Annotated in this window: 10 protein-coding genes and 5 tRNA genes; 2 read left to right on the plus strand and 13 right to left on the minus strand. The window is 29.1% G+C overall.

The genetic code is table 11. The annotated features are described in order from the left end of the window. The first annotated feature begins 1,444 nt into the window (after positions 1-1,444). Positions 1,445-1,521, plus strand: a tRNA-Val gene (locus tag HACICURT3053_RS01580). 585 nt (positions 1,522-2,106) lie between these two features. Here the strand turns inward: HACICURT3053_RS01580 and HACICURT3053_RS01585 are convergent. The 13 genes from HACICURT3053_RS01585 to lpxH form a co-directional block, all read right to left on the minus strand. Further along, positions 2,107-2,886: a TatD family hydrolase gene (locus HACICURT3053_RS01585; protein ID WP_157992002.1), complete on the minus strand. Its 780-nt coding sequence runs from the start codon at positions 2,884-2,886 to the stop codon at positions 2,107-2,109. Positions 2,887-3,182: 296 nt separating this feature from the next. After that, positions 3,183-3,881 carry a 5'-methylthioadenosine/S-adenosylhomocysteine nucleosidase gene (mtnN, locus tag HACICURT3053_RS01590; protein WP_157992003.1) on the minus strand — a complete coding sequence of 233 codons (699 nt, stop codon included), beginning with the start codon at positions 3,879-3,881 and terminating at the stop codon, positions 3,183-3,185. Positions 3,882-4,436: 555 nt separating this feature from the next. Further along, positions 4,437-4,513, minus strand: a tRNA-Pro gene (locus tag HACICURT3053_RS01595). A gap of 32 nt (positions 4,514-4,545) precedes the next feature. Beyond that, a tRNA-Leu gene (locus HACICURT3053_RS01600) sits at positions 4,546-4,632 on the minus strand. A 13-nt stretch (positions 4,633-4,645) separates the two neighbouring features. Continuing rightward, a tRNA-His gene (locus HACICURT3053_RS01605) sits at positions 4,646-4,721 on the minus strand. A gap of 84 nt (positions 4,722-4,805) precedes the next feature. Then, positions 4,806-4,882 (minus strand) — tRNA-Arg (locus tag HACICURT3053_RS01610). A gap of 190 nt (positions 4,883-5,072) precedes the next feature. Beyond that, entirely contained in the window at positions 5,073-5,348 is a 276-nt protein-coding gene (gene minE, locus HACICURT3053_RS01615; RefSeq protein WP_157992004.1) for a cell division topological specificity factor MinE, read from the minus strand. Between the two features lie 3 nt (positions 5,349-5,351). After that, positions 5,352-6,164, minus strand: a complete 813-nt coding sequence (gene minD, locus HACICURT3053_RS01620; protein ID WP_157992005.1) for a septum site-determining protein MinD — start codon at positions 6,162-6,164, stop codon at positions 5,352-5,354. A 45-nt stretch (positions 6,165-6,209) separates the two neighbouring features. Beyond that, a complete protein-coding gene (gene minC, locus HACICURT3053_RS01625) occupies positions 6,210-6,908 on the minus strand; it encodes a septum site-determining protein MinC (protein ID WP_157992006.1) in 699 nt (232 codons plus the stop codon). Between the two features lie 880 nt (positions 6,909-7,788). Further along, on the minus strand, positions 7,789-8,133 hold the full coding sequence (erpA, locus tag HACICURT3053_RS01630) for an iron-sulfur cluster insertion protein ErpA (protein ID WP_414973886.1): 345 nt from the start codon (positions 8,131-8,133) through the stop codon (positions 7,789-7,791). Between the two features lie 553 nt (positions 8,134-8,686). Beyond that, complete coding sequence (purK, locus tag HACICURT3053_RS01635) at positions 8,687-9,757, minus strand: 5-(carboxyamino)imidazole ribonucleotide synthase (RefSeq protein WP_157992008.1); 1,071 nt, start codon at positions 9,755-9,757, stop codon at positions 8,687-8,689. Then, entirely contained in the window at positions 9,754-10,269 is a 516-nt protein-coding gene (gene purE / locus HACICURT3053_RS01640) for a 5-(carboxyamino)imidazole ribonucleotide mutase (protein ID WP_157992009.1), read from the minus strand. Before purE ends, purK begins: the two co-directional genes overlap by 4 nt. 168 nt (positions 10,270-10,437) lie before the next feature. Beyond that, positions 10,438-11,154, minus strand: coding sequence for a UDP-2,3-diacylglucosamine diphosphatase (gene lpxH, locus HACICURT3053_RS01645; RefSeq protein ID WP_157992010.1), 717 nt, complete (start codon positions 11,152-11,154; stop codon positions 10,438-10,440). A 738-nt stretch (positions 11,155-11,892) separates the two neighbouring features. Between lpxH and cysS the strand changes: the two genes are divergently transcribed. Beyond that, complete coding sequence (gene cysS, locus HACICURT3053_RS01650; RefSeq protein WP_157992011.1) at positions 11,893-13,284, plus strand: cysteine--tRNA ligase; 1,392 nt, start codon at positions 11,893-11,895, stop codon at positions 13,282-13,284. Positions 13,285-14,217: the final 933 nt, after the last annotated feature.

Genomic DNA, 14,217 nt, shown 5'->3' on the forward strand with positions numbered 1-14,217 from the left:
TCAAACTATTGAAATAATTATTTGCATAGTTTTATACATTGCATAATAGCTTGAATGTTAGTATGGATAGAACTCTGAGCGCCAGAGATATGACCTTTACTGCCCAAAGAGATTTTAATATATTTTCTTTTGTTATTGTTATTTCTTTTTATTATTTCACTGATATATTTATACGTCTATGGTTAACTGGATGCAGAAATTTAGAGTATATATAAATTATATACAAGAGGATAAATGAAATATAAAAGATAAGAAAAAATCAGTATGACTTATCGTTAGATAACTAGACATTTATGAAGTCAAATACCCCAGAATCGACGATTTAATTGATAATTTTATAATACAATTAGTTTTTTTATTCTTATTCTAGAAAAGAATAATATTAGCCCATAGAACATTCTGTAGTCTATAAAATCATTGTAAACTAAGTTTTTAGACAAAGCTAATGATGTGTTCTAAAATAAATTTATTGATTGGTATCAACATAGATAAAATTTAGAGATCCTCATGTGAGATGCATTTTACTAAAAAAATCATATCTTATATAATATCAGATTTAAATTATGTTTATAACATGATTTGATGAATAAATTATGGTAATTATATATATAAAATAATATAAACAACTTATTTCAGTTTACTATAAGATATTATCTTCATCTTATGAGCTAATTTATAAAACTAATATACTAATATATATTAGTAGACGGTCTTATAAATAAAAAGGATTTTTATTTCTACAGATCTGAAAATGATTAAGGAATATTAAGATTCGATGTATTTAGAGCATTGTTTTTTTTATTATACATACCTGCTATTGACTAGGAGAAGACCTCTGTCTATTTTTAGAAAAATGCAAATTAATTTGATAAAAAACTCATATAATTGAATTATTTTATATATGAATATGACATTCTATCATAAATTTATATATATTTTCTTATTATCATTTTTAATCAAATATATATTTGATCAATATCTTATCAGGAATGTAGAGTAGCATGAATCCTAAGAAATAATATATAAATTTAAATTTAAGAAGTAAACAAAAGAATTATATCAAAATTCAACATTCTTATATAATTAAGTGATTACTTATATTTCTAATTTTTTGTTGTTTGGTTTTTTATGCTCTGAAATCATATTTACTTTTGATTTTAATAGTAGACACCGTTCTCTTGACTGGATATAATTATTTTTAATAAATCTATTTAATACCCATATGGTACTGTGTTAGGACAATTCAGACAAGAATCTTATATTTTATTATAATCCAAAATAGATTATATTAATTTATCATAATAATTGTACTAAAATAAGATATTAGAAAAGTCAAAAGATTAAACTTATTGAATAGAAGCACAAGAAAGGTAATCAAAATTTTCAAATAAATTAGAAAATTTGTGATCATATTTCATTAAATAGTAACGATTATAGAGATAACGCGTCCGTAGCTCAGTTGGTTAGAGCACCACCTTGACATGGTGGGGGTCAGTGGTTCGAATCTGCTCGGACGCACCATGTTTATGCGAGTAAATTACTCAGAATATTAAATTAAAACGATTTTTATCAAAATAAGATCATATCTTTATTAAAAGATCACTATTATTTCTATATCTTAGAAAAGATATAATAAAGTTAATCCATTCTATCAAGAAACAATATCTTTATATTGAGATGTATAAAAAAATCAATTATACTCATCAATATTATTGAATATAATAATCGAAGTTCTATAGAGAAATACATATAAAATAATATAGTAATTAGAGTGTATAAGACAATATATCAGATATTTACTTAATATGTAACATTACTAATGTACTTGATTACATATTTATAATATTTGAATACTAATTAACATAAAAGTACAATATATATTGTAGATCCTAATTTTAGTAAAATTCTTTTTTAAAGTTAAAAAGAAAGAAATTCATAACAAGTTATTTTTGTTCCAAAACTAAATAATAATCATACTGTAAATGATTCACGCGTATTTTTCTAAATACGCTATTATCATGTAAAGATAGTTATATAAAGTAATTTAGTTGCTAATAAATGAGCATTATCCACCTTCAAAAACAGCTATTGAAATAGGTTGTTTTTTTAGATAGAAAAGAATTTATGGGCATTTAATGTTGTTTGTATTTCTAATTCAGTTTCAACCTCTTTTCGTAAGAATGCTACTTTTTGTAAAATATACGATAAGAAACTAGGTTCATTGCGTTTTGATAATGGTGAAGGATATATATCTTGAGGTAATAGCCAAGGTGCATCTGTTTCCAGCAATAAATGAGTAGAGGGAATTAAAGGTATAAGCTTTCTTAACTCTCTTCCTCTATTCTGATCAGAGACCCATCCTGTAATGCCAATGAATAAGTTTTCATCTAAATAAGATCGCAATTCTTTATACGTTCCGGTAAAGCAATGAAGAACAGCACCCTTTATCTGAGGAATAAAGGGTTTAAGAAGAGACATAAAAGAATTATGAGCTTGACGACAATGTAAAAATACTGGTAAGTTTAACTCTACAGCTAATTCTAATTGAGCTTGAAATACATAACATTGTTGCTTCGGTTCTGAAAAGTTTCGATTAAAATCCAACCCGCATTCACCAATAGCTACCACTTGAGGTTCGCTGGCTAAAGAACGAAGCTCACCATTAGAATCTTCTGACCATCTATTAGCATAATGAGGATGAACTCCAGCAGTAGACCAACAATAATTTAAATTTTGTTTGCTTAAGTTAAGAGCTTTTTTACTGTCTGATATATTAGTTCCAGTAATAACCATACCGGTTATACCGGCTGAACGCGCGCGTTCTAAAACATCTAAATAATCTTTTTTAAATCGAGAGCTAGTTAAATTGACACCAATATCAAACATAGTTGCCCTTAAAAGTCATTTTAATATGAAGCAGTTGTGATATAAAAGATCATTGATTAATAAATCAATATTTTTTACATTAAACTAAAACTCTATTTTCCGCAACAGCTATCACCTTAAGTATCAAAATCAATATAAAAGAAAGTTTTTCATTAAACAAAGCATCAAATATATGGGTTCCCTTCTAATAGAAGGGAATACTATGCTTACTATGATGAGCTTTATCAATAAATAGCATCGTATGGTTGTGGTAATATACTATCAGTTCATAATGGTAGATGCATGGCGAAATGAACTTAAGGAGTGTCTAAATAAGATAGAAACGATTCTATCATGAGAGATGAGTTATGCGATGCCAAATTTAGAAAATTATTAAAATTGAGAGGAGATTCCTGATCTGCTATATCAGAAACTGAGCGTATAACAATAAAAGGAATTGAAAATTGATAGCAAACATGAGCAATAGCAGAAGATTCCATATCTACTGCAATAGCTTTTGGAAAAATATTACGAATATGTTGTCGTAGAACACCACCATTAATAAATGTGTCTCCACTAACTATTAATCCACTCACTGAATGTAGGTTGAGTTTTTTTGAACAGAGCTCTGCTATGGAAATTAGGTTCTTATCAGCTGGAAAGCTCAATGGACACCCTACCATCTGACCTTGTGTATAACCACATACAGTAACATCAACATCGTGATATCTCAGTTCATCTGAGATAATAATATCTCCTATTTTTAGTAATGGATGTAGACTACCAGCTGATCCGATATTAATGACTAGGTTTGGTTTATATATATGCAGCAATAAAGTAGTACCTAATGTAGCAAAAACTTTTCCAACTCCTGATTTTAGAAGAAATACCTCTATATTATTTAGAATGCCAGTATAAATTTCAACTCCAGCAAGTAAAAATCTTTTTTGGTTTTTAAGTTTATTACGTAATGGAGCAATTTCATCTTCCATTGCGCCAATAATACCTATTTTCATATACAATTCTCTCGTTATTATTTAGAGTAATATTCCTTCTTGCCTAAGTAGGAATAATACTCTAATAAGCATAATCTATGACTTCTTTCTATGCTTTACTCAGTTCTTAATTACAAAATGAATCAAATACTCAAACGTTAAATTATATGCCACATATCCTGTATTATATACATCGATTATGATGATTATCATATAGTCGTATGATATTAATCCAATTAGAGATAAATACTTATTAAAGAGAAAATTGTTAGGTTAGAAAATACCAACATATGAATCAGAAAAAATAACGTTTATTCTGTTATCTTCCCGCATTGAAATATCTTTTCTATATTTATTTTTTCTATATTTATTAATAAATGTTATTATTTATATCTATATAGAGATATAACTAATTTGAAGTATAAATATAGAGAGGATTTTAATACTCTAGTATTGGTCATTATAAAATTTTTTTTATTTACTTATTATACTTAGATAATCTTCTAAGTACTTTATCCATTTGAAATAAAAAATTTCAGTTAAACCTGAGAAATAATTTTTTTACTTAATATTAAGTGGTCGGCGAGAGAGGATTTGAACCTCCGACCCACTGGTCCCAAACCAGTTGCGCTACCAAGCTGCGCTACTCGCCGAGTATTATTATAGATAAATTCATTATATCGTATGGTACGAAGAGAGGGACTTGAACCCTCACGTCTTTTCGGACGCTAACCCCTGAAGCTAGTGCGTCTACCAATTTCGCCATCTTCGCATATCAGCAATTTTGGGGTGGCCAATGGGGATCGAACCCACGACAACTGGAATCACAATCCAGGACTCTACCAACTGAGCTATGGCCACCACATTTTTAATATTAATATATTATTATAACCTCTTCTATGTAAAGAGTACACCAATCTAACAAATATATTTTATAAACGAATATGGCGCACCCGACAGGATTTGAACCTGTCACCTCTGCCTCCGGAGGGCAGCGCTCTATCCATATGAGCTACGGGCGCAACTCTCCTTTACAAATTGTTATTTTATAAAAAAAATATTTATCTGTCTACTATTTTTATAAAACAATATATGTATACTTACATAGTTTCTACTTACAGACATAAATGAAAGTCATATTAAAGATTATGAATCTTCGTATTCATCAAAAAAGTCAATCTACTTATATAATCAAATGGTATAGGTCATAAATTATTTAGTAGATTCCTCTTCTTCTGTCTCAGGGAATGTAATATTTAGTTCAAGAATAGAAATATTCTGATCTTTTTGATCTAACCTTACCTTCAGCATTTCGGGATCAATTTTTAAATATTTACCTATTACCTCTAATAACTCTTTTTTCAATTGAGCTAAGTAATGGGGTTCATAATTTGCTCCTCTACGTTCTGCCACAATGATTTGTAAACGCTCCTTAGCTATATGTGCTGTATTTTTTTTTCGGGATAAAAAGAAATCAAGTAGGGGCATTGTTTATCCTTTAAATAGACGCGCTAAAAAACTTTTCTTTTCTTCTTCAATAAAACGTAATGGACATTCTTTTCCAAGTAGGCGATCTACAGTATCAATGTAAGCCTTTCCTGCGCGAGATACAGGATCTAAAATAACAGGTTTACCCTGATTTGACGCACGTAAAACAGATTGATCTTCAGGAATTACTCCAACAATAGGAATATGTAATATATCTAAAACATCTTGCATGCTTAACATATCACCACGATTAACTCGATCTGAATTATAACGTGTCAAAAGTAAATGTTCCTTAATAGGTGTTTTACACATCTCTGCGCGTTGAGATTTAGAAGATAAAATACCAAGTATTCGATCGGAATCACGAACAGAAGTAATTTCTGGATTAGTGGTAACAATAGCTTCATCAGCAAAGTACAGTGCCATTAAAGCCCCTGTTTCAATTCCAGCCGGCGAGTCACAAATAATAAATTCAAATTCCATTTTATGTAAATCATCTAAAACTTTTTGGACGCCATCACGGTGTAACACATCTTTATCACGAGTCTGTGAAGCGGGCAAAATAAACAAGTCCTTAGTATGTTTATCTTTAATCAGAGCTTGGTTTAAAGAGATATCGCCATGTATGACATTAATAAAATCATAGACAACGCGACGCTCACAACCCATGACTAAATCTAAGTTGCGTAGGCCAATATCAAAATCAATGACAACAATTTTTTTACCTTTTTGAGCTAGACCAGTAGCAATAGATGCGCTGGAGGTGGTTTTACCTACACCTCCTTTACCAGATGTAACAACGATTATGCGTGACATATATTATAATCTTTCCTTAATAAAGAAAGGGCTCGTGAACATTAATCAAATTAAATTTTGTAAAGTTAAAACACCGGATTCAAGATACAAACGAGATGTTTTACCAAAACAATTAGAGGGTATTTGCTCCATCATCCAATATTGTCCAGCAATAGATAGAAGTTCTGCTAATAAGTGAGTGCAAAAAATTTGACAACTTTCATCTCCATCGACTCCCGCTAATGCGCGACCTCGCATACTGCCATAAACATGAATATTACCATCAGCAATCAATTCTGCTCCCTCGCTTACACTATTTATAATGACTAAATCAGTGTTTTTGGCATAAATTTGTTGACCAGAACGCACTGGAGAAGAAATTAGCCTTGTTTTACACTTCTCTTTCATTTGATTAGGAGTACTTTTGGAAGTATAGATTTTACTATGAGAATTATCAATTGCACCTTCATTAAGTATTGCTAGACCGGAATTAATGATAACTTGTTTTAATTTTTCATCTCTACATCCACTAACACCAACAATTAATAATCCTGTCTCTAGGATTACTTGTTGCATATGGTTCCAGTTGACGTTACTACTTAACATAGAGACATTCACAATAATTGGTGCATTTCTTAAAAAACCAGGCGCATTATCCATCTTTTTTTGGATCGATTTCCCTATAATTTTGTAGTCAATATCATATAGATAAAGCACTAAAAAAGTAAAATTACTTCCTTTAAACTCAATTGGTGAGCGGGACATGGATCTGACTCTATATAAAATGTTATTTTTAAGAAAATTTATGTAGACAATATTAGGAAGAAAATTCTAGAAAATAAAAATATTAGTAATCTTAATAATTTAATTATTGTCCTCATAGAGTTATTAATAAGAAAGATATGTTATATTTTATCAATTTGATATAAATGTTATGTTTTTCTAAACTTCTTGACTATCATATAGAATTTTTTATTAGTTATTATCGAAAAATTGTATAATTATAGGTAGATTACCAATCTCTGCATATTATACATTGGAGATCATTGATAATGAGAGGAAAGTAAGATACATATAGCAATATATCTCAATTAGATATCAATCGTATACTATTTGGTAATAGTATGTAAATATGAGATGCTAGTGATTCGTGATCAAAATAAGAACTTTTCTTCCTCAGAAGAACTGTCTCATATTTTTTTGAAGATTATTTTTAAGTGTTTTTCTAATTAAATATTCTTTTCAGAATATCTACTTTTATTCAAAATAATTGATAGATAAGGAGAATCTAATAATTAGGGAAAATATATTACAAATAGAATAAATTCTATCATAGATTAAAATCTTGTAATCAAGTAGTTGAAAGATATTAAATACATAAAATAAATTTTATTTTTTTATTGATAAAAAATAGTTTACAACTTAGTTTTTTACTAGAAAACTACTTATTTTTAATATAAATATGTAAATATATCAAAAGTATACATACTAGAAAGATTCTGATAGTGCATAAAGGATAAAATATTAAAGATCATATCTTTATAATATAAAGATACACAATATACATATTGTTTTATCTATTATAACTCTATACTTACACTAATTTTATAGTATTATGATGTAATAATCTTTATTACTGTTTTCATTAAATACTAAAAGAAGAACCACATCCACAAGTAGTCTTTGCATTAGGATTCTTAAAAATAAAACGAGATCCTTCAAGATCTTCAATGTAGTCTACTGAACCACCAGAAAGATATTGTAAACTTATAGGATCAATGACTATGACCACACCTGCATTCTGCACTATAACATCTTCATCATGAATTTGATTATCTAGACTAAATCCATATTGAAACCCACCACAACCACCACCAATAATATACACGCGAAGGTTCAAATGAGGATTTTTCTCATAAGAGGTTAGTTGTTTGACTCGATTTACAGCAGAGTCAGTTACATGGATAGAGGGTACTATATGATCCATTATTAAGCACTCCAGTCTTAATCTACTTCATATTGTAATAAGGTAATCAGTTAATAACTATAGTTATCTTAGTTGTCTAATACCTGAAGAGAAGAAGTAATAGGTCTAATAATTACATTGATGTTATCTTAACGTAAGATATACCATCGTTTTTCAATACATATGCCAAATCTAAAACATAGTTTATAATCATTAGCTTTTTATCTATTCATATATCTTTGATATTACATGATTTTTAATTAAAAAATTTAAATTATAGGCATAAGATTCTTATTAGATCTATGCACAAGTTATAACAATTAATGTTTCTTAGAAAGCAGATATATCTGTTAACTATATGATTTCTAATATGATACATAGTATAAGTTTTCATGTTATCAAGAACTCAAGTACATTAAATTTATTAAGATGAATGCGGGATCTATATTATCTATACCTTCTTTACTTTTTGATATTATATTTAATATGTTTTTTTATGAAAATCTGTTCTATTAAAGAACTCTTTAAGTTTTTATTTCTTTTTTTATCAGTTTACTACTGGATTTAGAATTGATTTCTAAATTCTCTTAAGTTGATTTTGTGCCCAACTTATACCTGTGACATAACCTGAAGGTAGCCTTATTTTTAGACGATCTAATGCCATATTCATTTTTATAGAATTATCAGTGACTAAATTCAGATGACCGACCTTACGAAAACTATAAACCTCTTTGTTATACCAGTGTAAACGTACTATTGGATCATGTAACCAGGCTGTATTAATATTAATTCCAAGTAAATTCAGCATTATAACTGGTTTATATGTAATTGGAGCAGGCATAGGAAGATTAAGAATAGCTCGTAAATGCATTTCAAATTGATTTATAGATGCACCATCCTGAGTCCAATGTCCACTGTTATGTACGCGTGGTGCTAATTCATTAATAAGTATACCTTTTTGAGTGACAAAACATTCCATTGTCATAATACCAACATAATTTAGCATATGCATGATAGATGATAACATGCACTCAACTTCTTTCTGAATAGGGTTTTCGTTATCTAAGACTACGCTAACTCGCAAAATTCCATCTTGATGAAAATTATAGGTTAATGGATAAAAAATTACCTTTCCATCGTATCCACGAGAACCAATTAAAGATACTTCATCAGTAAAATTAATCTTTTTTTCCACAATAGCTTTACCGTAGAATTTATTTGGAAAAAGAGATAGAGAATTAGAAGATATATTCCATTGACCCTTTCCATTATAACCACCAATACGTTGTTTTACAATGACCGATTCACCAAATAGAGAAAAAATTTGATTCCATTGCGACGAAGAGAAGATAGGTACCCAAGGTACAGTAGGAAGACCTAACTGATCAAGAAACTGTTTTTGCATTAAACGATCTGAAACTATAGGAAATGTGTCTCTATTAATAAAAGAATCATTGAGAGTTAGTTTTCTAGTGAATTCTGTATTTGGCCAATGTTCAACTTCTGAAGTAATGAGATCTTTTTTTTCTATTGATATCTCTATTTTACTATCGATATCTAAAAGATAAATAGAAATTCCTAGAAGCTCTCCAGCTTGACGCAACATACAGCCAAGTTGACCTGTTCCTAACACATATACTATTTTCATAGTTTATCTCGTGGGTCTGGATGATTCAGTATTTTGTTTTTTTCATTCTCTCGCCAGGCCGACAAACTAAGAGTTAGATTGGTATTATAAAGCGCCAGAATTTGTACTGCAAGCAATGCTGCATTAGCAGCTCCGGTCTTACCAATTGCTAAAGTACCAACTGGAGCTCCACGTGGCATTTGAAGTATAGAAAGAAGACTATCAATACCACTAAGAATCGTGCTTTCTATTGGTACACCTAATACTGGTATCAGCGTTTTAGAAGCTAACATTCCAGGAAGATGCGCGGATCCACCTGCTCCTGCAATAATAACTTGATAACCTTTTTCTGAAGCTTGCTCAGAAAAAGTAAATAATTTATCTGGTGTACGATGTGCTGATATTATTTCGCAATGAAATAAAACTTCAAAATGAGTAAGCATGTCTGCAGCATGCTTCATGGTGGGCCAATCATTTTTAGAACCCATAACAATTGCAATACGAGTGACTGGCGGTGTCGACAGTATGCGCATATAATTCTAACTCCTAATTGCTAGAGTTTATCGATATTAAGCTTGAGAGCCAATTTAAGCTTAATGGAAAAGAAGGACATATATATGAATATAGTAAAGTATAATATTTATAAGTAAAGAAGGTATAATGGCATTGGTGTGATACTGAGTAATATAAAATAAGTTATTTTATAAAGGAAAAGAGATGAATTGAATATCATTTCTACTTACGGTAATTGCTGAACCGTTCTTATTCCAGTCTCCAAGAACAAGACGCTGGACAGATTGCCCATGAACACTTACCTTATGTACTGCAGGTCGATGAGTATGGCCGTGAATTAAAACTCGAACATTATAATGAAACATAAGATCTATAACCAGTTTTGGATTAACATCGAAGATTTCTACATCTTTATGTGCGTTTTCATTTTTACTAATAGTTCGCACTTTTAATGCAATTTTTTGACGAATGTGAATTGGTAAAGATAGAAATAAATTCTGAAACCAGCGTTTCTTTATTATCTTCCGATAACGTAAGTAGAAAATATCTCGAGTGCATAATGTATCACCATGCATAATTAATATGCGTCGCCCATACAACTCTAATACCTGTTCTTCTGGCATTAAATTAATCCTAGAAATTCTAGCAAAATGTTTTCCCAATAACAAATCACGATTGCCATGAAGAAAATTGCACGGAATTGTTAACTGACATAATACATTAGCAATTGTAGTATGAAGAGGATTGGGATCATCATCACCAATCCATGATTCAAATAGATCACCTAAGATATATAATGCATCGGCGTTTTTAGCTTCAGAATATAAAAAATTCAAAAATCCAGAAGTGATTTCTGGTTTTTCATTACATAAGTGAAGATCTGCAATAAATAAAGTTTTTGACATTATGAGTAAGTAGTTCTTAGATCATTCAGGATTTTATTTGTGAGATTCCTTTATCATAGTATTCTTGAATGTATTATAGATTCTTGAAGTAGATATTACTTATAGATTCTTTAATCTATTATCCCTATGATACTCAAATTTATTCAATAATCTTGAATAATTAATATTTTAAAAGTTAGGTTTTAATTGATTGTATTAGAAACATAGAACTTATAGTAGAATTAGAAATAATTGGTACCTATATATTATCGGATTTTTTATAAAGCATACATAATATCATTCATTTCCTAGTTTTATGTTAAGGAAGTTGATTTTTAAACAATCTCATGGTTAAAATTTTAAATAATTTAAACGATTGTATCGTAAAAGATTGGCTGTTCAACATCAAATGCATTTCCTAGATAGGATCTTCTATCCATGTATAGATAGTAATTTCTAAGAAAATTTTAATAGAAATATCATTTCAGCCTACACAGTATGTTTTTAAGTTAATCCTTAAAGGAATCATAGAGCGTTTTCCACCAAAAAAGAAGCTTGTTGAAATTAGACATGAAATCTGATTTATTATAGAAAATATTTCTAATACATAAGATTTTCATTATATAGAATCTTCTCGATAGTTTAAATCAAAGTGCAACGACATTTAATTTCTGATGAATCTATAAGATAGTTCTATTAAATTATGTTCATAAAAATTAACAATATCCATAAAAATACGTTTAAAGATGGGATGTTTCTATGTTAAAGATTTTTAACACCTTAACTCGCAGAAAAGAGATATTTAAACCTATACATCATGGTAAAGTGGGTATGTATGTATGTGGTATGACTGTTGATGGATCCTGTCATCTTGGACATGCTCGAACCTTTGTTGCTTTTGACATGATAGCACGCTATTTACGTTATATTGGATATCAACTAAACTATGTACGTAATATCACTGATCTTGATGATAAAATCATTCAACGCTCCTTTCAAGATAGCAAGGATATTAAACATTTCACACAAAATTTAATTAATAAGATGCATCAAGATTTTTCTGCATTAAATATTTTACCACCTACTCATGAACCACGTGTAACACATCATATTAAAGAAATCATCGAACTAGTGCATAAACTGATTATATTGAAGTACGCCTATCTTGCAAAAAATGGTGATGTAATGTTTTCAATCAAAAAAGACTTGAAATATGGTCTTTTATCACGACAAGTTCCTATGAATCTACAAGCTGGTATACGAGTAAAATTAATCGATAATATAAAGCGTAATCCAATTGATTTTGTATTGTGGAAAGTTTCTAAAGATAATGAACCAAGTTGGCCATCTCCATGGGGTCCAGGACGTCCTGGATGGCATATAGAATGTTCTGCAATTAATTATACATATTTAGGAGATCACTTTGATATTCACGGAGGTGGATCAGATCTTATATTTCCACATCACGAAAATGAATTGGCACAGTCTACCTCTGCATATGACACTCCATATGTTAATTACTGGATTCATTCTGGCATCATGATTATTAATCGTGATAAAATGTCAAAATCATTAAATAATTTTCTTTCTGTACGCGATATATTAAAACGTTACGATGCAGAAACTATACGTTATTTTCTTATGTCTTCACACTATCGAAGTGAGTTGCATTACAATGAAGTTAATCTTCATCAAGCGCGCTTCTCTTTACAACGTTTATATATTGCATTACGTAATACAAATACTAGCAGTTATTTGGAAACAGATATAGAATTTGAGACTAAATTTCATCAGTTAATGAATGATGACTTCAATACTCCTGCAGCTTATTCAGTTCTATTTAATTTAGCTCGAGAAATTAATTCTAATAAAATAAAAAATCCAATAAAAGCAAATAACTTAGCTACACGCCTGCGTATATTAGGTAATATTATTGGTTTATTAGAGCAAAAACCTGAACACTTTTTAAAAAAAAGTAATACGGTATTTAGTAATAACACACTTTTAAAGGTTGAAGAGCTTGTTCAGGTTAGGATTGAAGCGCGTAAAAAGAAAGATTGGAATAAAGCTGATACTGCTAGAAAGTCTTTAAGTGAATTAGGCATCCTTTTAGAGGATGGCATAGAAGGTACTCAATGGAGGAGAAAATAACTAGAAGTTGTACCATTAATTCTTTTTTTATAGATCTCTTTTCTATTTTCAGAAGAGCTAAAAATTAAAAAAGAACAAATTTTCTAAATATTTCTAGAAAATAAAATATTTATTTTCTCATAATATCAGAAGGAAAATTTTTAATAATTTACATAATCAAATTAAACATAATAACCTATAAACATCTATATAATTTTGACTTTATATACTAAGCTATATGAGTTTAGCTATCACCATAATTGATGCCTTGTATTTATATATTTACACAATGATTAGATGAAGATTAGTTTAGACATCACATTACTTATCTTAAAAAAGATAAGATTTTATATCTTATACTGACAAGATAAAGATTATGATTATGTATGAAGTTAAAGTTATTGTAATCTAATATTTTATAAATCATTAATACTATATGATATCGATCATATCAATGTAAGTAGCGCAACTCCTATACAGATAGGATTTCTCCATTTTTAACTTGTATAGCTATATAAGGGTATCAATGGAAAATTCAGTAAGTATTATTAACTAATTTTAATTAGTCTCTTTATAATGAGATTTTAAATCTAATAACACACTACAATCTATGTCTATGAATTTTTGTATTTAAGATAGCTTCTTTTAGAAGTGCGCGCTTTACAAATCTATCGTCAGTGATATAACATAAAACTATACTGTACATTTGATATGTTGATACTATTGTTAATAATCTTTTTATTAATAACATAATTTTTCATTTATCATTGAATTAATGCAGAATGGTAACATTATGAGGATCCTGTATTAGCTGTATAACCTTAAATAAATTTTAAAATACTCTTTAATAAAAGAGATTGAAGAAAATAATTATAGAAATTCATCTTTTTATAGAAATTATTTCTTATGCCCATCAACCCATTTCTCATAAGTCGATAAGAAGTTATAATTTTG

Source organism: Candidatus Erwinia haradaeae (assembly GCF_900698855.1).
GTDB classification, from domain to species: Bacteria; Pseudomonadota; Gammaproteobacteria; order Enterobacterales; family Enterobacteriaceae; genus Erwinia_E; species Erwinia_E haradaeae_F.